Raw genomic sequence first — 21,420 nt, 5'->3', positions numbered from 1 at the left:
CCCAACGAAAACGCCGAGTCGAAAGTTGCGAGAAGCGCGTTGGGTGGAGGGTGCGCAACGTAGCGGCTCTGGATTCCCCCGCCCGCCGGCTGCCCAGCCAGCGCGACTCGCTGCCGGCCTCGGTGCTGCCCGGCGGCCACGGCTTCCGCCCCGACATCGAGGGCCTCCGGGCGGTGGCCGTGCTGCTGGTGGTGGCCGGTCACGTCGGGGTGCCGGGCCTGGCCGGCGGCTACGTCGGCGTGGACGTCTTCTTCGTCATCTCCGGGTTCCTCATCACCTCGCTGCTGCTGCGCGAGGCCGAGCGGACCGGTCGCATCTCGGTCGCGAGGTTCTACTGCCGGCGGGCCGTACGCCTGCTGCCGGCCGCCGCCGTCGTGCTGGTGACCACCCTGATCGCCGCTCGTTTCCTGCTGCCCGTGGTGCGCCTCGGCGAGTACTGCAAGGACGCGCTCTCGGCCGCCGGCTACTTCGCGAACCTCCGCTTCGCCTCGATCGGCACCGACTACCTGAGCGCCGACCGGCCGCCCTCGCCGTTCCAGCATTTCTGGTCGCTCGCCGTCGAGGAGCAGTTCTACCTGGTCTGGCCGCTGCTGATCATGGCCGCCGCCCATCTGTGGCGGCGTCGCCGGCCGCTCGCCGTCGTGCTCGGCGTGCTGGTCGCCGTCTCGTTCGCGCTGAGCGTCACCGAGACCGCCCGCAGCGCGCCGTGGGCCTACTTCGGGCCGCACACCCGGGCCTGGGAGCTGGGTGCGGGCGCGCTGCTGGCGCTGGCCGGAACCCGGCTGCCGCGGTGGGCCGGCTGGGCCGGGCTGGCCGCGATCGTCGGGGCGGCGGTCACCTTCGACGACGCGACCGCGTACCCCGGCTGGCGGGCCGCGATCCCGGTGGCCGGCGCCGTCGTGCTGATCGCCGCCCGCGGCAACCAGCTGCTCGGCATCCGCCCGTTCCAGGAGGTCGGCCGGCTCTCCTACGGCTGGTACCTGTGGCATTGGCCGGTTCTGATGCTGCTCCCCACCGATTCGGTCCCGAGGAAGGCCGCCCTCGCGACCGCCGCGCTCGGCCTCGCCTGGGTCACGTACCACGCGGTCGAGAACCCGCTCCGGCATCGGCCGGCACTCCGGAAACGCGGCCTGATATTCGGCGCGTCGTTGTCGGCCGCGGTCGCCGCGGTCGCGGTGACGCTCGCCCTGCTGCCGCACGCCGTCCCGGCCGGCGCCCGCCAGAACGATCTGCGCGTGGCGCTGGCGGAGGCCGCCGACCCGTCGGCCGCGCTGCGAACGGCGATCGCGGCGAGCCGCGGCCTCGACAAGCTGCCCGGCAACCTGACGCCCGCGCTCACCAAGGCGGCCCGCGACCGGCCGCGCGTCTGGGACGACGGCTGCCACGCCGACGTGCCGGTCACCGCCGCGCCCACCGGCTGCGTCTACGGCGACCCGGCGGGCGCCGAGACCGTCGTCCTTTACGGCGATTCGCATGCGGCGCAATGGTTCCCGGCGATGGAACGGCTCGCCACCGAGCGGCACTGGCGGCTGGTCGAGCTGACCAAGAGCTCGTGCTCGGCCGCCGATCTGCCGCTCTGGCACGAGACGCTCAAGCGCGAGTACACCGAATGCACGGCGTTCCACCGCTCGGCGATGGCCCGGATCGCGGCCCTGCGCCCGCGGATAGTGGTCATCGGGTCGAGCTTCAACTACCGGCCGGCCAGGCCCGCGGGCGACGTCGCGGCGCAGTGGCGGGCCGCCTGGGACAGCACGTTCGCGCAACTGCGGGCGACGGGCGCCCGGGTCGAGGCGATCGCGGACACCCCGTACATGGGCAGCTCGGTGCCGGAATGCCTGGCCGAGCCGGCCAACGCCGGCCACGCCGGGAACTGCGCGCGAAGCCGGCGAGCGGTGGTGCGGGGTCCGGAGCAGCGCGGGGTCTTCCTCGGGTACGCCGGAGTGATCGATCCGACCGCCTGGTTCTGCGCCGACGCCTGCCCCGCGGTGGTCGGCAATCTCCTGGTCTACCGCGATTCCAACCACATGACCACGACGTACGCCGCGGCGCTCGCGCCTCTGCTGGCCCGCGAACTACCGCAGTAGGTCGGCGAGCGACGGCGGCTGGGCCGCGTCCACGATGACGGTGCGGGCCGTCTCGTGGTCGCGGTAGAGCCGGGACAACCGCTGGGTGAGCACGTCGTCCCAGGGGCGGTCCGGGCGGTGCCGCTCCCAGGTGGCCCGGTCCGGCAGGTACTCGATGAGCACGCCGAGGTCGCGCAGCAGCGCGAAGGACGGGCAGTCGGTCACCACGACCGGGCGGTGGTCGGGGTTCACCAGCAGGCGCTGCCGCAGGGTCAGGACGAACTCGCGAACCGCCGCGATGTCGAGACCGATGGCGACGTAGAGGTGGGCCGGCGGCCGCTGGGCGGCGGCGGGCGCCTTGCGTACGCCCGAAGCCCCACCCGCCGCACGACGCCCCCGCAACCGGCGCAGCACCGCGCGGGTCAGCCGCGGAATCGTCCGCAGCGGGTCCTTCGCCAGCGACACCAGCCCGTAGCCGAGCCGGTAGGACTCGCTGTCCCGCAGCTTCTCGAAGCGCCGCCGCTCGCGGTCGCGCTCCTTGCGGGCGGTCTCGGCGCCCTCCTGCTCCTCGGCCAGCCGCGCCTCGAGCGAGCGCATCCGGCCGGCCATCGCGGCCAGCTCCCAGCGGGCCCGCTCGGGCGGGTCGAGGACCACCCGACGGCCCGGCACCTTGAGGTCGCTCACGTCAGCCTCCGTCGGCGGGCCGGCAGCCCGCTCAGCCACGCGGCGGCCGCGCCGCCGCCGTTCTCGAATGCCAGCTCGCCGCAGCGGTGGATCAGGCCGGCCCGCACCTCGGGCCGGGCCGCCTGGTCGAGCACCTCCTCGAGCTCGGCCGACCCGGGGTCCTCGACCACCAGCGCGACGCCGGTGGCCGCCGCGAAGCGGGCCCGGCCGACCTGGTCGTCGAGGCGGGTCGCGGTGTTCGGCAGGAACACCGTGGGGATCGCGAAGCCGATCTGCTCGTGGAACGAGTTGTAGCCGGCCGCGCTCACCGTCAGGTCGAACGCCCGCAGGTAGCGGCTCACCGGGTAGAGCTTGACCACCCGGGCCCCGGGCACGTGCGGCATCGGCGTGGTGGCGATCGTCGACTCGGCCAGCACCAGCTGGAAGCCGTGCTCGGTGAGGCGGCGGCAGATCCGGCTGATCGGCGAGGAGATGTCGTTGATGTTCCCGGCGCCGAGCTGGAGCAGCGCGGCCGGCCGGTCGTCGAGGCCGAGCTCGGCGCGGGCCGCGGCCCGGTCGAGCAGCTCGCTCTCGTCGAGGAACGTGATCGGCTCGACCTGCACCGCGTTGGCCCGGTCGGCCACGGTAGGGCCCTCGTCGACGACCGCGGCGAACTCGCCGGGCTCGAGCACGTGGTCGAAGACCTTGCCCTCGGTGATCCAGTCGGCGCCGACGCCGCGCTGCCACATGGCCCGCCGCACCCACACCCAGGTCAGCTCCGGGTGGTCGCGGACGGCCTCGACGATGCCGGCGTGGGGCAGGCAGTCGACCGCGACCACGACCGGCTCGTGCAGCTCGATCAGGTGGGCCAGGCGGGCCCGCAGCAGGGCGGTCCAGCGCGGGTGGGCGGCCTGCAGCACCTTGCGGGACGGGATGTACTCGGTCAGGAAGCCCTCGCCGTGGGCGACCGAGGCCGCGTACGACTGGGTGGCGATGACCGCGGACATGTCGCCGGGCAGCCGCCGCGCGATCGCCATGAGCCGGGAGATGTGGCCCATGCCGGCGCCGTTGTCGCTGACCATCAGCACCCGGCGGGAGCTCGCGGCGGCGGCCGGAACGGTGCCCACCGAGGAAGCCGGGGAGATGCGCGGCCGGATGCCGAACGCGGCCAGCCGGGCCAGGTGCGACTGGTGGCCGTACCGGCGCTCGGCGAACTCGCGGGCCCGGTTGACCACCGCCCGGTAGCGGGCCGGGTCGGCGTACAGCTCACGCACCAGGCGGGTCACCCCCTCCGGGGCGCCGTAGAGCGCGGCGTCGGCGAACGTCGGCCGGAAGTGCTCGCCGACGATCACCGGCACGCCGCTGGCCATCGCCTCGAGGATGGTCCGCCCGAACGCCTCGACCAGGTCGGGGTCGTGGAAGTAGACGAAGAAGTCGATGGTGCGCAGGAACTCCTCGGGCGACTCGGCGCCGAACGGGACCACGTCCCAGTTGTCCGGCCGGTGCCCGAGCCGCCGCACCGCGATGTCGCCGCCGCCGAGGATGCGCACCCGGAACTCGTCGCCGGTCGGGTACGCCCGCTGGATCGCCTCCGGGTCGAGCGGCCACTTCACCGGGTCGCCCCGGCCGTGCCGCCCGATCACCGGCACGTCGCCGACGAAGCCGTCCCGGTCGCGCCACCACTGGGCCACGTCGATGATCTCGTGCCAGTCGTCGGCGGCCAGGCGGGCGTCCGGCTCGACCTGGCGGACCTGGTCGCGCACCTGCGAGCTGATCGGGGCCCACTCCACGCGCGGCCCGAAATAGCGGTGCACGCGGTCGCGTACGGCCGCGAAGTCGTAGTAGCGGTAGGGGTTGCCGGCGTCACCGGGCGGCTGGTTGATCACCATGACCGTCCGCTCGGCGGAGATCCGCGGCGGGACGGCCAGATCCTCGGTGAAGATCCGCGGCTGCCGTACGAGCAGCAGCTTGCACCGGACCGGCTCGTCGTCCCGGGCCAGCACCGCGACCTCGTCCCGCAGCAGCTCGCTGATCCGCGGGCTGAACGGCAGCGTCTTGGGCTGATGCGGCGACGGCACGTGCACCAGCACGGTGGACAGGGCCGCCTCGGCCTGCGCGTGCACCTCCGCCGCGATGCTCGCCGAGGTGCCGCCCGGATACCGGAAGTCGGACAGGATCGCCACGTCGTACACGGTCGGTTTCTCCCTAGTTCGGCGCGGCCAGCTCCCGAAAGAACCCAACGAGAAACCGGCGCGCACCGTGACGGCAACCGGGCCCGGCTAGCCAACCGGGCGGCAACTCAAGGGCCCCGGCAAGGCAACCGCGGAGGGGTCATGACCGCTCGGGCCGGGCCGAACTTTGTCGGTGAACCCGGCGGTAGCAGCCGGGCGCCCACCACCGAGAGGCAGTCCGACTTGCGTACCAAGATCTCCCAGCGTCTGGCCCTGATCGCGATGATCCCCGCCACCCTGCTCGGCATGGTCATGGTCGCCGCGCCGGCGAACGCCGCGGTGGTGAGCGAGGCCAAGCTCCAGGGCGACGTCGCCTACCTGACCAACAAGCAGCGCACGCTGAACGGCTGCAAGCCGGTGCACGTCGACGCCCGGCTGACCACCGCCGCCCGCAGCCACAGCACGTACATGGCCCAGACCGGCGCGTTCAGCCACGCCGGCCGCGGCGGCTCGACCTTCGCCGCCCGCCAGAAGGCGGCGCGGTACCCGGCCCCGGCCGGCGAGAACATCGCCTACGGCTACCGCACCGGCGTCGAGGTCGTGAAGGCGTGGATGAACAGCCCGGAGCACCGCGCCAACATCCTCAACTGCAAGGCGACCACGCTCGGCGTCGGCGCGGTCTACGCCAAGTCGGGCACGGTCTACTACACCCAGGAGTTCGGCTACTGAGCCGTGCTGAGCTGACGAACGATCCGGCGGTACGACAGAACGGCGTGCCGCCCCGGGGCCTCACCTTCTTCGGTGAGGCCCTCGATCGTTTCCACCCACTTGCGCAGCGCGACCTGCTCGTCGTGCCGGTGCGCGTCGTCGAAGACCACGGTCGCGGCGTCGGCCAGCCGGTCCTCGAGCACCCGCATGGCCGGGTAGCGGGCGTCCGGCCCGGTCTTCTCCGGCGGCCCGTCGATCAGCAGCAGGTCCACCGCGCGCAGGTCGGCCAGGGCCTCGGTGTCGTACCAGGGGAAGGTGCGGCCGTCGAGGACGACCGGGCGCAGCGGGGCGTCGCGCACCTCGGCCACGTCGGTGAGCCCGTGCGCGGCCAGCGCCGACCGCGTCTTCTCGGCGTATCCGGGGTCGTGGTCGAGCGAGACCAACCGGCCACCGGACTTCTGCAACGCGTACGCGATCCAGATCGTCGAAGTGCCGCTGCCCAGCTCCAGCACCAGCTTCGGCTCCCGGGTGCGGATCAGATGCAGCAGGTCGAGCAGGTCGGTGGGGTTGAGCGCGAACCCGCCCGAGGACGGCATCGGCGCCCGCGGCGTGAAGCCCTGGAACAGCTGCACGAGCGCCTCGATCTCGCCGGTCTGCGCGCGCAGCAACCGGTCGGTGCCGGTGGCGGCCGCCTTCTGCTGCGCGGCCAGCGCCTCGCTGAGCTCCCGGTGCCGGTCGCCGGCCGTCAGCAGCATCTCCTCGACGGCGCCGAGCAGCCGCCGCTGGGTCTGGTCGAGCACCTGACGCACGTCCCGCTGGGCCGCCCGGTTGGCCGCCAGCAGCGCGGTCAGCCGGCGGGCGAGCAGCATCATCAACGCGACCACGCCGGCCAGGAAGACCCCGAGGACGGTCAGCGCCAGGCCGAGATGGCCGGTCAGCGCGCACCCCGCGTCGGCGGCACAGAGGACGGCCGCGGCGGCCACCAGGGCCGCCTGCCGGCGGTTGAGCTTCCGCAAACGGCTCATCATCACATCACCTCAACGTCGGCACCGTCATCGGGTTACGGGGCAGAACGGCACGCCGGCGCGCTGCTCGGCGGCCGCGTCGAACGACTTGTCGAAGCGGCGGGCCAGGCCCTCCCCGCCCGGGTTGAGCGCGAAGAACCGCGCCCGCAGCGCGCACCGGTCGGCCGCGCCGGCCGGCGTGGTGTCGAAGTCGACGACGGCCTGGGCGAGCCGGTCGTCGAGCCGGGCGATCGGCGACTCCATCACCGTGTCGCGGAAGCGCTTGTTCACCGTGGCCGAGACCGCGCAGCCGGCCACCAGCACCGCGATCAGGCCGCCGAGCAGCAGCCGCCGGGGCCGGAACAGATGAGTGGCGGCCGCGAGCAACAGGCCCCCGGCCGGGATGGTCAGCGCCGAGTCGCGCCAGCCCTGTCCCCAGCGGTGGGCGGCCACCAGCGCCTGGGTGTCGGCGCTCAGCGAGCCCAGCCCGGCGCCGAGGGCGAGCAGGGCGAACGCGACCACGGCGAGGGCCGCGGCGGCCGGGCGGCTCACCGCGCCGAGGCGGCGCAGGTCGCGGATCGCGAGCCCGGCCAGAGCGGCGAGGGCGGCCAGGGCGAGGGCGAGGATCACCCCGGAGAGGCCACCGCCGCCCCGGACCGCCTGCGGCCAGGAGAGCGGCGGCAACCAGGCCAGCAGGCGTACGGGAAAGGTCGTGAGGACGGCCGGACCGGCCGCCACGTCGGAGCCGTGGTAGCAGGGCCCGGCCGCGCAGTAGCGCTGGATGACCACCCGCACCGCCAGGAAGACCGGCAGGAACCCGGCCCAGCCGAACAGGAGGGTGGCGGGCAGCATCCGCCGCCACGGCCGGCCGAGCACCCACCGCCCGCGCGCCGCCGCCGCGACCGTGGCCAGCGGCAGCGCGAGGTAGGTGAGCTCGTTGCACGCCGCCAGTGCCGCGCCGCCGGCCACCAACAGCGGGATCGCCCACGGTCGCACTCGCCGGATCCGCGCCGCCGCCGCGGCGATCGTCAGCACCAGCGCCGCCGTCGTCAGGTAGAGCCCGCCGAAGAGCACCACCGGGCTCGACCGGCCGGCGGCGACCAGCCCGGCGCCGACCGCGAACGGCGTCACCGCGGCCAGCGTGGACGGCGGTTGCCGGAACAGCTTCCCGCGCGACACCACGCTCTCGGCCAGGACGAGCGCCGCGACACCCAGCAGCATCGCGGCCGCGATCGACACCAGCCGGAAGGCGACGTTCGCCGGCAGACCGAAAAGATCGCCCATCGCGTACGCGAGGAGGTCGACGGACTTCTCGAGCATCCGTCCCAGCGGCCGGAAGTTGCCGTTGCGCAGATACCCCGGGAGCGAGTCGACGGTGTGCGGCACGATCCGCAGCGGGTTGTCCCGGAACAGGCCGCCGTGCCAGTACACGTTGTACTTGTGGTCGGCGGTCGGCGCCATCGCGATGAGCGGCGCCATGACGACGAACGGCACGAGCGCCGCCCTGGCCAGTGCCCGCCGCCAGAGCGCACCCACGGGCGGCCCTTCGACCACGAAACGCATCGCTGTGTCGTTGCCGGCGCCTGGTCCTACGGACGGCGCGGAGAACCCGGGCACCCGCGGTGCCACGAGGCTGGGCGATGGCGCGGTCATGCTGCGCCAACGACGCGGCTACGTGGTCAGTGACGCAGGAGCTTCGCCAGGGTGGGCGGATCGCGCGGGTCGACGACCACGGCCCGGGCCGCCCGGTGGTCGCGGCAGAGCTGCGCGACCCGGCCCGCCAGCAGCGCCTCCCAGTCGTCGGCCTCGTGCTTGGACCAGGTCACCGGGTCGGGCAGGTATTCGAGCACCACGCCCGGCACCCGCATCCCGCGCAGGGCCGGCTGGTCGGTCACCACGACCGGCAGGTGGTCGGCGTCGACCACGATCCGCTGCCGCAGCGCCCGCACCAGCTCCTGGGAGGCGGTCAGGTCCAGGCCGACCGCCACGTAGACCCGGGCCGGCACCTCGCGCACCGCGGGCCGGCGCCGGGCCGGGGCCGGGCGCCGCCGGCGCAGCAGCCGTCCGGCCAGCGCGGGACCGGTACGCAACGGCTCGCGCACGAGGTCGACCAGGACCCGCCCGAGCCGGTACGACCGGCTGTGCCGCAGCGCCGCCGCCAGCTGCCGGTGCATGTCCCGCTCCAGCACCGCGGCGTCCCGCTCGGCCTCGAGCGACCGCAGCCGCCCGGTCAGCGTGGCCACCTCCCAGCGGGCCAGCGCCAGGTCATCGGTGTCCGGCACGATCCACCTCCCCTGCTTCCGCCTCGCCCACTGCCGCGCGGCCCCGGCAGTGCCCGGCCAGCCATGCCGCCGCGTCCCCGGCGCCGTTGCCGAACGACAGCTCGGCGCAGCGGCGGGCCAGGGCGGCCCGCGCCTCCGGATCGGCCAGTCGCTGCAGCTCGGCCGCCGCCGACTCGTCGTCGGTGGCGCAGACGGCCACCCCGGCCGCGGCCGCGAAGCGGGCCCGGGCCAGTTCGTCGTCGGCGGCCTCCGGGTCGGGCACGAAGACCGTCGGCACCCGCGCCCCGAGCAGCTCGTGGAAGCTCGCGTAGTCGGCCCGGGAGACGGCCAGCGTGACCTCGCCGAGGTCGCCGGCGCCGGCCTCGACGACCCGGAAGCCGGGCAGCGTGGCCTCGACGCCGCGGCAGAGCAGCGTGTCGGGGCCCTCGCGGCGGGCGATCCGGTCCGGCAGGTCGGTGATCGGGTCGACGGTGGACACCCCGCTGCGCGCGGTCGTGGTCCAGCCCTCGTCGCCGGCCGCCGCGAACTCGCCGGGCTCGAGGATGCCGGCGAAGGCCGCGCCCCGCGCCGCCCACTCGCCGCCGGCCCCGCGCCGCCACATGGCCGGGCGCAGCCACAGCCAGCGGGTCAGCGGGTGGTCCTCGATCGCGGCCACGATCCCGTCGTGCGGCAGGCCGCCGACCAGCACCGCGCGCGGCCCGTAGAGCTCGACCAGGTGCCGCAGCCGGTCCCGGACGAACGCCGTCCACCGCGCGTGCGGCACGCCCAGGTCGGCGGCCTCGGGCAGGTACTCGGTGAGCAGGCCGGCCGCGTGCGCGTCGGCGAGACCACCGGTGCCGGCCACCACGACCGCTTCGAGGCCGGGCGGCAGGCGGCGGGCGATGGCCCGGAAGCGGGCCACGTCGTCGCCGACCAGCAGCACGCGCCGGGACTGGCGGCTGATCCGCTTGCGCTCGGCCGGGCCGCGGGTGACGCCGCGCGGCATCACGCCGAGCGAGACGAGCCGGGTGAGGTGCGAGGCGCTGCCGAACCGCTCGGCCACGAACCGGCGGGCGCGGTCGGCCTGGGACCGGTACGCCGGCCGGTCGGCATGCAGCCGGCGGACCAGCCCGCGTACGCCCGCCGGGTCGGTGTAGAGAGCCGCCTCGCCGAAGATGGACCGGAAATGCGGGCCGACGATCACCGGCACGCCGCTGGCCATCGCCTCGAGAATGGTCCGCCCGAACGCCTCGACCAGGTCGGGGTCGTGGAAGTAGACGAAGAAGTCGATCGTCCGCAGGAACTCCTCGGGCGACTCGGCCCCGAACTCGACGACGTCCCACGAGCGCGGCAACCGGCCGAGCCGTTGCACGCCGATCTCGCCGCCGCCGAGGATGCGCACCTTGAAGTCGGGCGAGTCCGGGTAAGCCTGCAGCAGCTCACCCGGGTCACGCGGCCACTTCACGGCGTCCGGCCGGCCGTGCCGGCCGATCACCGGGATCGGCCCCGGCTCGCGGACCCGGTCGCCGGCCCAGTCGTCGACGTCGATGATCTCGTGCCAGTCGGTGTCGGGCAGGGCCGCCCGCGGCGCCACCTGGAGCACGTTCTCGCGTACGTGCGGGCTGATCGGCGCCCACACCACGTCGCCGCCGAAGAGGCGCTCGACCCGCTCGCGCACCTCGTCGAAGACGTAGTAGCACTGGTCGTGGCGCTCGTCCCCGGGCGGCTGGTTGAGCACGACGATCGTGTGCCCGGCCCGGATCCGGGGCACCGACGCCGGTTCCTCGGTGAAGATCCGCGGTTGCCGGATCAGCAGCACCCGCGCGGTGATCTCGGCGCCGTCGTCGTGGGCCAGGTCGGCCAGGCCGTCGCGCAGGCAGGCGACGATCCGGGCCTGGAACGGGCGGGCGTGCTTGAGGTGCGGGGACGGCAGGTGGACGAGCACGGTGGACAGTCCGGCCGCGGCCTGGGCGCGTACCTCGGCCACGATGCTCGCCGAGTTTCCGCCCGGGTATCGCAGGTCGGACAGGATGGCGACGTCGTACTGGGGCACGCGGGGACAAACGATGGGAACCAAGGGGGCGATACGGACAATTCACCCGACTCTCTCGGTCGTTAAGGAAGGGGAGAGAATCTGGAGGATCTTCATGCCGGAACCGCACCCGCTCGCCGTGGCCGCCCTGCAGGCCCGCTCGGTGGCCGCTCGAGCGCCGCTGGCCCGGCAGGCCGAGGCCGAGGACGACCCCTGGGCGGCCGGCGAGCTGGCCCGGGTGATCGCGCTGCAGGACCTGCGCCCCGACGATCAGGCCGAGGCGCTGACCCGGCTGGCCCGGCTGCGGCGGGCGGGCACCATCGCGGCGGCCCACCAGGGACTGCACTGCCAGCTGGCGTACGCGGCGGGTGATCGCACCCTGACCAGGACGCTGCTGGACGAGTACACCGGGGTCGCACCGGCGATCCGCACGGCGGTGACCCTCGACCTCGCCAACCCGCACGCGGGCGGGACCGGCGACGGCTGGGCCGAGGGCTTCGCGGCGCTGCTGCCGCACCCGTCCGGCCGCGTCCCGGAGGGCCCGGGCGCCCCGCTCGACCGGCTCGTCACGGGCGCCGCCCAGCGGACCGGACACCCGGTGCGGATCACGACCATCGTCACCACCTGGCGGCCCGATCAGGCCCTCCTCACGGCCGTACGCTCGCTGGCCGCCCAGACCTGGACCAACCACGAGATCCTGCTCGTCGACGACGGCTCGCCGCCCGAGTTCGACCCGGTGCTGCGGACGGCCGCCGCGCTCGACCCCCGGGTGCGGCTGATCCGGATGGTGACGAACGGCGGCACGTACGTCGCCCGCAACGCCGGCCTCGACGCGGCCACCGGCGACTTCGTCACGTTCCAGGACTCCGACGACTGGTCGCACCCGCTGCGGCTGGAGAAGCAGGTCGCGCCGCTGCTCGCCGACGACGCGGTCTTCTCGACCACCTCGACCGGCATGCGGGTGACGCCGGAGCTGCTGGTGAGCCGGCCCGGGGTGGAGCAGACCCGGTCGTACAACCTCTCGTCCTTGATGATCCGGCGGGCCGCCGCGCTGAACCGGGTCGGTTACCTCGACCCGGTCCGCAAGGGCGCCGACGCCGAGTACGTCGAACGCGCCCGCGCCGTCTTCGGCCGGGCCGCCACCCACCACCTCACCGGGCCGCCGCTCGCCCTCATCCGGCTCTCCGGCGGCTCGCTCTCCAGCGCCGACTACCGCCCCGGCTGGATGCACCCGGCCCGCCGCTCGTATCTGTCGGCGTTCCAGGCGTGGCACGTGCGGGTGGCGGACGGCGCCGACCCGCGGGAGCCGCGGGCGTTCGCGGCGCCGCGCCGGATCCGGGGCGAGAGCGGACCGCGGGCGTACGACGTGGTGCTCGCCGGCGACTGGACGACGGCCGGCGGGGCCGGGGCCGCCGGGATCGGGCAGCTCCGCGCGCTCAAGGCCCGCGGCCTGCGGGCCGCCCTGCTCCAGCTGGACGTGCTCGCGCACCTGCGGGACGGCCCGCGCAACCTCGACCCGGCCGTGCAGGACCTGATCAACTCGGGTGACGTGACCCAGGTCGAGCTCACCGACGACGTCCGGGCCCGGCTCGTGGTGGCCCGCTCGGCCCGGGTCCTGCAGCACGCGCCCGACCTGCCCAGCGGCGTGCGGGCCCAGCGCGTGGTGATCGAGTCGGCCGCCGTCTCCCGGTCGGCCGCCGCGTCCAGCCGCCGCCTGTTCGGCCGCCGCCCGCTCTGGGCCCCGGCCGGCCCGGACGGCCGCCGGCTGCTCACCGCCGCGCTGGCCGAGGACCCGATCGCCGACGGCGCCCCGGCCGACCAGCTCACCGCCGTCGACCTGCCCGGGACCGTGGACGCGAGCCAGTGGCGGCTCGACCGGCGCGGCCCGCGAGCCGACCGGCCGGTGGTGGGCCGCAGCTGCCGGGGCGGCCGGGCCGAGTGGCAGCGGCTGCGCGACGAGCTGCCGGACTCGGGCCGGGTGGACGTGCGCCTGCTCGACGCCGACGGCACCGCGGGCCGCTCCTTCGGCCGGCTCGGCGCCCCGCGCGCCTGGCTCGTCTACGGCCCGGCCGAGGTGAGCCTGCGGTCGTTCCTCTACCAGGTCGACTTCTACCTGCACCTGCCGCGGCCGGAGGCGCCCGCCGACCCGGATCCCGACCTGCTGACGGCGCTGGCGGCCGGCTGTGTGGCGCTGCTGCCCTACCGGTACGCGGCGACGTTCGGGGACGCGGCCGTCTACTGCGAGGCGCCCGAGGTGGCCGAGACCGTCCGGCTGCTGCACCAGGACCGCCCGGCGCTGCGGGCGCAGGCGGCCCGGGGCCCCGAGTTCGTGCGCCGGCACCACGGCCACGAGCTCTACGCCGACCTGGCCGCCAAGTTGGCAACCCAAGGGCACCCGGGGCGTCCGTAAACCCGGCCGCCGGGCGGCCGATTCTTCGTGGCGTAACAAGCGACACCAGGATCGGCCGGCCCCCGCCGGCTCGGTCGCGGGAGATCCCCCTGTCTCCCGTGGCCCCCGCGACCCCGCCGTCCCCCGCGGCGGGGTCGCGCTTTTTCCGGCTGCCTGTGGACCGCCGCGTGAATCTGTCGTACCCGGGTGCTTCGATCGGCCTACCCAGCAACCGGCGTGGGGTGGACCGGCACGGACGTTAGAGTCGGCGGCCATGGGACTTCTCACCTTCAGCATCAACCTCACCCTGGACGGTTGTGTCGACCACCAGGAGGGGATCGCCGACGACGAGACGCACGCCCTTTACACCCGTCTCTTGGACGAGAACGGGGCCATGCTGTGGGGCCGCGTCACCTACGAGATGATGGAGAGCCACTGGCCGGCCGTGGCCCGCGGCGACGTGGAGGCGCCGCCGGCCCTGCGCGAGTGGGCGGTCAAGCTGGAGGCCAAACCCAAGTACGTGGCGTCGTCCACGCGCACGGACTTCCCGTGGTCCAACAGCCACCACATCGCCGGCGACCTGGGCGAGGGCGTGCGGAAGCTCAAGGACGCGACCCCGGCCGGCGTCCTCCTCGGAAGCGGCAAGCTCGCGGCCGAGCTCGACCGGCTGGACCTGATCGACGAGTACCGGCTGCTCATCCACCCCCGGATCGCCGGCCATGGCCCGACGCTCTACCAGGGCGGGCTGCCCGCCACGCGCCGGCTCGAGCTGATCGCGGCCGACCCGCTCCGCAACGGCGCGGTGGCCATGCACTACCGCCGCGCGCGCTGAGTCACTCAGGCCTGCAGCGGGACCCGGCGCAGGCGGATCGCCCGCCGGATGATCCGCCACCCGGCCGGCCCGGCGCGGAGCACGTCCTCATAGACGACGCTGCCGCAGTGGCCGTCCACGCCGATGCCGAAGCCCTTGCTGATCGCGTGGACGGTGCCGTCGTCGCCCTCGGACAGCACAATGTTGGTCACATGGTGCCCGACCGGATGCTCCTCGATCGCCCGGATGGCGTCGTTCATCGCTGCCAGCCCGGCCCGCACGCCGAGCCCGAAGTCGCTGAGGTCGAACTCGGCGTCCGAAGTGAACAGCTCGTCCATCCGGTCGAACGCGCCCCGGTCGGTGAGGTGGCCGTGCATGTTGATCAGATCGGTGATGGCTTGCCGGTCGCTCGCGATGAGAGCCACGAGGGTCCTCCCATATCATCGAAGTGGGGACACCCCCATTTAACTGGGGGCGTCCCCGTTTAGCAAGCGACTGCCCGTCGAAAGGAGACGTCATGGCCCGAGCGGATGCCACGCGGAACGCCGACCGCTTGCTCTCCGCGGCCCGCGAGCTGGTCGCCGAGCGCGGCGCCGAGGTGCCGCTGGACGAGGTGGCGAAACGCGCCGGCCTCGGCAACGCCACGCTCTACCGCCACTTCCCGACCCGGGCCGACTTGCTGGTGGCGGTCTACGCCGACGAAGTCGATCGTCTTGCCCGGCTGGGCGCCGACGCCGACGCCGACCTCTTCACCTGGCTCGACGCCTACGTCGAGCACGTGATGACGAAGCGCGCCCTGGCAACGGCCGCGACCGAGGGGCCACCCGGACGACGCGCCGAGCTGTCCGGGCGCTGGCATCAGACCATCACCGAGACCGCCACCGCGCTCGTGGCCCGGGCCGCCCCGGAGCTGCGTCCCGGGCTGACCGCACGAGACCTGCTCGCCCTGGCCACCGGCGTGGCCCTGACCGCGGTCGACACGGACCAGGCTCGGCGATTGCTCGCCCTGCTACGAACCGGCGTGCAGAGCTGAAGGACGCGCCGCCCGGATCAGTCTCCGGGCGTCGGGTGTGCGATGAGCACCGCTCCCGGACGGTCGTCGTCCGGACCGAAGACCAGCTGCGCATCGATCGCGAACCCGGCATCGCGCAGCCAGCCCGCCATCTGCTCGGGCCGCCGGCGATGGACGTACACCTTCATCGGATGGCCGCCGTAACCCTCGGTCTTCAGCCGGGACCGGTCACCGACGTGGAATCCCACCAGCACCGGGCCGGCCGGTCGCAGCACACGCCGGAACTGCTCGAAGACCCCGGGGATCGCGTCGTCCGGGAGGTGGATCAGCGACCAGAAGGCGAGCAGCGCGGCGACCGATCCGTCGGCCAGCGGGAGATCGGTCATCGAGCCCGCCGCGAACCGCAGGCCGGGGTGGTCTCGCCGGGCGACGTCGACCATCGCCGGCGAGAGGTCCATGCCGAACGCCTCCAGGCCAGCCATCCTCGATCACCACAACCGGAGAGGCTACTTGGCGACCTTCTGCGGCGCCTGCGGCAGTGCCAGCGTCGTCCAGCGCCCCGAAAGCCGCCGCTGCTCCGTGAGGCCGAAACCGCCCTGCCGCGGCGCCACCCGGGCCGGCGCCTCGTCGACCACCACCGCACCCTCCGCCGACAGCCGGCGGCCGAGCACGTGCAGCGCCGGCGCCACCGCCTCCGGGCCGGGCGCGGCCGTCCCGTCGACCACGAGCAGATCGATGTCCTGGAGGCCGTCCAGGGCGTCGACGTCATACCAGTCCACCGGCCGCCCCTCGACCGTCAGCTCGGCGAGCGCCGCGTGCCGCACCTCGACCCCGTCCAGCCCGTGCTCACGCAACGCCTCCTGGGTCGCCGCGGCGCGCACGGGGTCGTGGTCCACGGCCACCAGCCGGCCGCCGGTGCCCTCCAGCGCGTACGCGAGCCAGACCGTCGCCGCCCCGCTGCCCAGCGCCACGGTCAGCGCCGGCCGCCGGCTCGCCGCGACCGTGTGCAGGCCGAGCAGGTCGCTCGGGTTGAGCGCGCCCCCGGCCGGCATCGGCGCCCGCGGCGTCACCCGGCCGAAGAGCTGGAACAACGCCTCGACCTCCTGGGTCTGCTGACGCAGCAGCAGCTCGGCGCCGCGCCCGGTGAGCCGCTCGGCCCGGGACAGCGCCTCGGCCATCTCCTGGTGCCGGTCGCCGGCCGCGAGCCGTTCCTTCTCGACCGCCGCGATCACCCGCCGTTGCAGCTGCTCGACCAGGACCCGCAGGTCGCGGACCGTCTCCTGGGTGTTGCGGTTGACCCCGCCGATCCGCCGGGACAGGTGGATCACCCCGGCCGGCACGACCACCAGCAGCAGCGCGAGCAGGCTGGTGGCGACCGCGGCCCGGCCGGCGGCCGAGGCGACCGCCACGCCGAGGCCGATCGCCGCCGCGACCGCGAGCCCGGCGACATGCCGCCGCGGCAGGCCCAGTACCGCCCTGACCAGCCTCTTGAGCTTCACTTTCACGCATGTGGTAACGGCGGGGTCGCGGCGGCCGTTACGGGAAGAAGCTCCATGATCCGTTCGACGAGCAGGGCCGGATCATGCGCACGGGCGACCACCTCGCGGGCCCGGCGGCTCTGTTCGGCGAAGAGGCCTGGGTCGGCCCGGTAGCGCGTGATCAGCGGCCCGGCCTCGGAGCGTCCGCAGTAGACGGCGGCGTCGCCGTAGAGGGCCGCGTACCGCTCGGGCATCACCACGACGCAGCCCATGGCCGCCGCTTCGAGGGCCGGACGGGAGTACCACTCGGCGCTCTCCGGCGGCGGGAAGTGCAGGTAGAAGTCGAGCTGGTGGAGAAACGTGCGGTGGCCGAGGTCGCCGGCCTCGTAGCCGAGCCAGGTGCGGCGCATCGGGATGTCGAGCGAGCCGCGGGGACGGTCGGGCAGGCGTACCCGGATGTCGGCGTCGGGCAGCCGGGAGCAGACGGCGAGCGAGTCGGCCGCGTCGGCGGGCCAGTTGGCGGCGTCGCAGAGGTCGGTGCCGGCGAGCGCGGGGCCGGCGGCGGCGCCGGCCCGATCGGAGACCCATCCGGCGGGTGCCATCGCGGTGGGGAAATCGCGGCTTTCGTCCGTACGGAGGAAAGGCCGCACCCCCGGATCCTGGGGGACCCAGACGGGGTCGGCGCCGAACAGGTCGCGCGCCGCCGCCGAGCAGGTGTCCTGGAGGTAGCGCCGGTCGGTGCCGTCGCTGCGGCGGGGCGCCCGGTCGGCGACGATCACCACGCGCTGGGCCCGCACCCGGCTGTCTTCAGATGCCGCGAACTGCAGCACGGCCGCCTGCCGGACCAGCACCAGGGCGGCGTCCACCCGCTCGTACGTCCCGACCCGGTCCACCACCCCGTCGTTGATCAGGTCCTGGATCGGCGCGCTCGTCGGCTGCCGCTTGAGGTAGACCGCCCGGTACGACTCGAGGTGCAGCACCGCCACCCGCAGGCCGGCCGCCACCAGCGCGCGGATCTCGTCCACCGCCGTACGCTGCGCGCTCTCCAGGAACCGCCAGTCGGCCACCATCACCACGTCGTACGCCGCGGTCCGCGAAGGGTCGGCGCCGAGCAGGTGACCGGGCGCCGGGAACGGCCGTTCCGACCCGTCGGCCGGCCGCACCGGCGAGGCCGTGCCGTCCGCGATCCGCCGATGCCAGCGCAGATAGGCCGAGCTGTAGGCGGTCCGCGCCGGGTGCATCCAGTTCGGCTTGATCTCCGACCGGGACAGCGAGTTCATGCTCAGCCGGATCAGCGCGAGCGGCATCCCGTCGAGGTGCCGCACCCGCCGCGCGCCGAAGGCGGCCTGGATCCGGCCGATGTACTCGCTGTCGGCAGCCTTGCGCACCCGGTCGAACCAGCCGACCTGGCCGAGCACCGCGTTGCGGCGGAACACCAGCGACGACGGGTTGAACCGGCCGCTGCGCACCCCGGGCCGGGTCAGCGTCAGCTCGTCGGTGACGGCCAGCCCGTCCGAGGTGGTGGCGACCAGCCGGCGGTCCTCGAGCATCGGCTTGACCTGGAGCTCGAGGCGGCGCGGGTGCGACCAGTCGTCCGAGTCCTGGAACGCGGCGAACTCACCTCCGGCCGCCTCCAGCCCGGCGTTGCGGGCCGCGTACGTGCCGGCGTTGACCGCGAGCTTGACCAGCCGGATCCGCTCGCCGAGCGCGGCGGCCGCCCGCAGCACGTCGTCGTGCTCCGGCGGGGACGCGTCGTCGACGATGATGATCTCGACGTTGGCCCAGCTCTGGGCCAGGATCGAGCGCACCGCCGTGATCAGCCCGCGGTCCGGCCGGAACGACGTGACCACGACCGAGACGCGGTGCGCGGCCTCGATCCGCTCGGCGGCGGGCGCGGCCAGCCGGTCGAACGGGACGCCGTCGCCCTCGCCGACCACCGGCCCGGGCGCCGGCAGCATCGCCTGGAAGGCCCGCAGCCAGGGCTCGGCCGGGCGGTCGGCCACGAACGGGTTGAGCAGGTCGGCGCGCAGTCCGGCCAGTGCCGAACCGGTGATCTTCCGGTACGCGCGAAGCAGCTCCCGGGCCCGGTCCGGCCCCTCGTCGGCCAGCGCGAGCTGGGCGTGCAGGGCCTGGTTGGCCGGGTTGAGCTTGCGGCCGCCGACCGCCCGCCGGATCAGCTCGTAGAGGGCCCGCGCGTCGGCCCGGTCGGTCGGCAGCATCTCCTGCTGGGCGAGGGTCTGGGCGACGGAGGCCAGCAGCGGCGGCGACACCTTGCGGCGGATCCGGCGCAACCACCGCCGGTCGCCGGCCCGGGCCGCCGCGAGCAGCTCGTCGAGCGTGCCGGCGTCGCCGAGCGCGGCCCGCGCCAGCAGCAGCCGGGCGTCGAGCGAGCGGTTGCGGGTGACGGTGGCGGTCAGCGCCAGTCGCAGCCGCGGGCCGAGCGAACGGATGTGATCATCGAGCAGATCAGAAGTCTCAAGTCCGGTCATGGGCGGCGGGCGGGGTGGTTGGATGGGGGTGGGATTCCACTCCCCCACCAACGCGGCGCCGCGCTCTTTGGTTACACCGCGGCCAGCACCGCGGCCTCGACCCGGTCCCGTTCCGCCTGCTGAGCCCATGATCCGACGAGATAGAAGGCGTCCACCACGTCACCGCCAAGGGTGGAGATCCGGGCCGCGCGCACCTCGGCCCCGGCCTCGTCGAGCGCGGTCGCCACCCGGTAGAGCAGCCCCGGCGAGTCGGCCGCGCGCAGCTCGAGCACGGCCGCGCCGGTCGCCTCCCCGCGTTGCCAGACCACCCGCGGCGAGGCCGTCCCGCCCCGCGCGCTCATCGCCCGGGCCCGCACCCGCTGGGTGACCGACACATCCCCGGCGGCGACCCGGCGCAGGTCGGCGGCGAGCGCCACCGGGTCGTACGGCGATCCGTAGCGCGGCGACGTGAGGAACTCGACGATGGCCCGGCCGTCGACCGTGGACGCGTTCGCCCCGGCCACGTCGAGCCGGTGCATGGCCAGGCAGGCCGCCACCGCCCCGAGCAGGCCGCGCCGGTCGGCGGCGGCCACCGCCACCCGGTCGCCGTCCAGGTGCACGGCCGGCAGGCCGCCCTCCAGCAGCTCGGGGTCGGGCGCCGGCGGCTCGGGCAGCTCGCCGGTGTCGAGCGCGGTGTGCACCCGGCTGACCAGCTCGGCCATCAGCCGGCCCTTCCAGTCCGACCACGCGGCCGGGCCGGTGGCGTGCGAGTCGGCCCGGGCCAGCGCGTGCAGCAGGTCGAGGGTGGCGCTGTCGCCGACCTGCTCGGCCACCGTCGAGATGGTGACCGGGTCGCTCAGGTCGCGGCGGGTGGCCACGTCGGGCAGCAGCAGGTGCAGCCGCACGAGCTTCTCGATCGTGGCCACGTCGGCGGCGGGCAGGCCGATCCGGGTCGCGATCTCGGCGGCGATCGGGGCGCCCACGATGCTGTGGTCGCCCGGCAGTCCCTTGCCGACGTCGTGCAGGAACGCGCCGATCAGCAGCAGGTCGGGGCGGTCCACCTCGCGGGCGTAGGCGGTCGCCTCGTACGCGGCCTGCACCAGGTGCCGGTCGAGCGTGAAGCGGTGCACCGGGTGGTGCTGGGGCAGGCTGCGCATCCGCGCCCACTCGGGCAGCCAGGCGTCGATCAGCCCGTACCGGTCGCAGGTCTCCCAGGTGGGCAGCAGGCCCGGTCCCGAGCCGAGCAGCGAGACCAGCGCGGCGCGGGCGGCCGGCGGCCACGGGTTGGGCAGCGGCGGGCTGAACGCGGCGAGCCACTCGCTGGTGGCGCGGGCGATCGGCAGGCGCACGGTGGCGGCCGCGGCGGCGACCCGCAGCGAGAGGGCGGGGTCGGGCACGGGGCCGATGGCGGTACGCGCGAGGACCAGCTCGCCCTCCTGCTCGACCACGTCGCGGGCGACCGGGCGGCGGGACGGTGTTCCGGGCGGCCCACCCCGGCGGCGTCCGGCCCGCAGCCGGTCGGCGGCCCGCCAGGCGTCGTCGACGGCGTGCGCGACGGTCCGGGCGTCCCCGGCGACCCGGCGCAGCAGCGCGTCGCCGTCGTCGAGCTCGAGCAGCTCGGCCACCGCGCCGCGCTCCTGGGCGACCAGCCGGTCGACCCGGCGGCCGACGGCCAGGTGCAGGGCGTCGCGGGTGTCGAGCAGGCGCAGGTTGGCGGCCCGGACCGCGGGCCGCATGGTGTCGGCGACGCCGGCCCGGCCGATGCCGCGCAGGATCGTCACGTCGCGCAGACCCCCGGCCGCCTCCTTGAGGTCGCCCTCGAGCAGGAAGGCGAGCTCGCCGTGGCTGGCCCAGCGGGTGGTGGTCAGTTCCTTCAACTGCGGCATGAGGCGTACGGCGGTGCGGCGCCACTGATCGCCGGCGGCCGCGACCAGCTCGCCGGACAAAGCCGGATCGCCGGCCACGTGCCGGGCGTCGAGCAGGCCGAGGGCGACCTTGACGTCGTCGTGCGCCACCGACAGCGCCTCCGGCAGCGTGCGCACGGAGTGGTCGAGGCCGAGCCGGGCGTCCCAGATCGGATACCACAGGGCCGAGGCGATCCGGTCGATCCCGGCCGTGCCGTTGTGCAGCAGCACGAGATCGAGGTCGCTGTAGGGCGCGCAGTCGCGCCGGCCGAGCCCGCCCACCGCCAGCAGGCTGACGCCGGGCAGATGGCTCGGGAAGATCGCGGTGAGCCAGGAGTCGAGCGCCGCCGCCCGGTCGGCCCGGGCCGCGGCGCCGATGTGCTCCCGAAGCTTGTCGAGCGAGCCGCCGGCCGGCACCGACGGTGGGGCCGGCGGCTCACTGGACATGTTGTTCAT

16 protein-coding genes are annotated in these 21,420 nt (G+C 74.7%); 5 read left to right on the top strand and 11 right to left on the bottom strand.

Features of this window, described 5'->3' with window-relative positions:
• Nucleotides 1-50 precede the first annotated feature (50 nt).
• Nucleotides 51-2,084 carry an acyltransferase family protein gene (locus ACZ6TB_RS15380; protein ID WP_465554714.1) on the top strand — a complete coding sequence of 678 codons (2,034 nt, stop codon included), beginning with the start codon at nucleotides 51-53 and terminating at the stop codon, nucleotides 2,082-2,084.
• On the opposite strand, the gene ACZ6TB_RS15375 is transcribed toward ACZ6TB_RS15380, so the two are convergent.
• Nucleotides 2,073-2,747, bottom strand: a complete 675-nt coding sequence (locus tag ACZ6TB_RS15375; protein ID WP_465554712.1) for a hypothetical protein — start codon at nucleotides 2,745-2,747, stop codon at nucleotides 2,073-2,075. The genes ACZ6TB_RS15380 and ACZ6TB_RS15375 overlap by 12 nt on opposite strands.
• Nucleotides 2,744-4,918: a glycosyl transferase gene (locus tag ACZ6TB_RS15370; RefSeq protein ID WP_465554710.1), complete on the bottom strand. Its 2,175-nt coding sequence runs from the start codon at nucleotides 4,916-4,918 to the stop codon at nucleotides 2,744-2,746. The genes ACZ6TB_RS15375 and ACZ6TB_RS15370 overlap by 4 nt, the downstream gene beginning before the upstream one ends.
• Before the next feature lie 222 nt (nucleotides 4,919-5,140).
• Here ACZ6TB_RS15370 and ACZ6TB_RS15365 point away from each other — a divergent pair, with 222 nt between their 5' ends.
• Nucleotides 5,141-5,626, top strand: a complete 486-nt coding sequence (locus ACZ6TB_RS15365) for a CAP domain-containing protein (protein ID WP_465554708.1) — start codon at nucleotides 5,141-5,143, stop codon at nucleotides 5,624-5,626.
• On the opposite strand, the gene ACZ6TB_RS15360 is transcribed toward ACZ6TB_RS15365, so the two are convergent.
• The 4 genes from ACZ6TB_RS15360 to ACZ6TB_RS15345 form a co-directional block, all read right to left on the bottom strand.
• Entirely contained in the window at nucleotides 5,620-6,633 is a 1,014-nt protein-coding gene (locus ACZ6TB_RS15360; protein ID WP_465554707.1) for an O-methyltransferase, read from the bottom strand. The two genes, ACZ6TB_RS15365 and ACZ6TB_RS15360, sit on opposite strands and share 7 nt — an antisense overlap.
• Nucleotides 6,634-6,657: 24 nt before the next feature.
• Nucleotides 6,658-8,172 carry a hypothetical protein gene (locus ACZ6TB_RS15355; RefSeq protein ID WP_465554705.1) on the bottom strand — a complete coding sequence of 505 codons (1,515 nt, stop codon included), beginning with the start codon at nucleotides 8,170-8,172 and terminating at the stop codon, nucleotides 6,658-6,660.
• Between the two features lie 116 nt (nucleotides 8,173-8,288).
• The gene (locus tag ACZ6TB_RS15350; RefSeq protein ID WP_465554703.1) at nucleotides 8,289-8,891 is read right to left on the bottom strand and encodes a hypothetical protein; all 603 of its coding nucleotides are present in this window, start codon (nucleotides 8,889-8,891) and stop codon (nucleotides 8,289-8,291) included.
• The gene (locus tag ACZ6TB_RS15345; protein ID WP_465554701.1) at nucleotides 8,875-10,923 is read right to left on the bottom strand and encodes a glycosyltransferase; all 2,049 of its coding nucleotides are present in this window, start codon (nucleotides 10,921-10,923) and stop codon (nucleotides 8,875-8,877) included. Before ACZ6TB_RS15345 ends, ACZ6TB_RS15350 begins: the two co-directional genes overlap by 17 nt.
• Before the next feature lie 94 nt (nucleotides 10,924-11,017).
• On the opposite strand from ACZ6TB_RS15345, the gene ACZ6TB_RS15340 reads away from it, so the two are divergent.
• On the top strand, nucleotides 11,018-13,312 hold the full coding sequence (locus ACZ6TB_RS15340) for a glycosyltransferase (RefSeq protein WP_465554700.1): 2,295 nt from the start codon (nucleotides 11,018-11,020) through the stop codon (nucleotides 13,310-13,312).
• Nucleotides 13,313-13,565: 253 nt separating this feature from the next.
• Complete coding sequence (locus ACZ6TB_RS15335) at nucleotides 13,566-14,123, top strand: dihydrofolate reductase family protein (RefSeq protein WP_465554698.1); 558 nt, start codon at nucleotides 13,566-13,568, stop codon at nucleotides 14,121-14,123.
• Between the two features lie 5 nt (nucleotides 14,124-14,128).
• On the opposite strand, the gene ACZ6TB_RS15330 is transcribed toward ACZ6TB_RS15335, so the two are convergent.
• A complete protein-coding gene (locus ACZ6TB_RS15330; RefSeq protein ID WP_465554696.1) occupies nucleotides 14,129-14,527 on the bottom strand; it encodes a nuclear transport factor 2 family protein in 399 nt (132 codons plus the stop codon).
• Between the two features lie 92 nt (nucleotides 14,528-14,619).
• Between ACZ6TB_RS15330 and ACZ6TB_RS15325 the strand changes: the two genes are divergently transcribed.
• Entirely contained in the window at nucleotides 14,620-15,135 is a 516-nt protein-coding gene (locus ACZ6TB_RS15325) for a TetR/AcrR family transcriptional regulator (RefSeq protein ID WP_465554694.1), read from the top strand.
• A gap of 17 nt (nucleotides 15,136-15,152) precedes the next feature.
• Here the strand turns inward: ACZ6TB_RS15325 and ACZ6TB_RS15320 are convergent, their stop codons facing one another.
• The 4 genes from ACZ6TB_RS15320 to ACZ6TB_RS15305 all read right to left on the bottom strand — a co-directional run bounded on the left by ACZ6TB_RS15320 (nucleotide 15,153) and on the right by ACZ6TB_RS15305 (nucleotide 21,420).
• Nucleotides 15,153-15,596 (bottom strand): class I SAM-dependent methyltransferase, encoded by a 444-nt coding sequence (locus tag ACZ6TB_RS15320; RefSeq protein WP_465554692.1) that lies wholly within the window; start codon nucleotides 15,594-15,596, stop codon nucleotides 15,153-15,155.
• Nucleotides 15,597-15,620: 24 nt separating this feature from the next.
• Complete coding sequence (locus tag ACZ6TB_RS15315) at nucleotides 15,621-16,613, bottom strand: class I SAM-dependent methyltransferase (RefSeq protein ID WP_465554690.1); 993 nt, start codon at nucleotides 16,611-16,613, stop codon at nucleotides 15,621-15,623.
• 2 nt (nucleotides 16,614-16,615) lie between these two features.
• Entirely contained in the window at nucleotides 16,616-19,081 is a 2,466-nt protein-coding gene (locus tag ACZ6TB_RS15310) for a glycosyltransferase (RefSeq protein WP_465554688.1), read from the bottom strand.
• A 71-nt stretch (nucleotides 19,082-19,152) separates the two neighbouring features.
• Nucleotides 19,153-21,420: a [protein-PII] uridylyltransferase gene (locus ACZ6TB_RS15305; RefSeq protein WP_465554686.1), complete on the bottom strand. Its 2,268-nt coding sequence runs from the start codon at nucleotides 21,418-21,420 to the stop codon at nucleotides 19,153-19,155.

Source organism: Actinoplanes sp. NPDC051537, assembly GCF_055586105.1.
The sequence above is the reverse complement of the archived record's forward strand: the minus strand, read 5'-3'. Positions and strand labels throughout refer to the sequence as shown.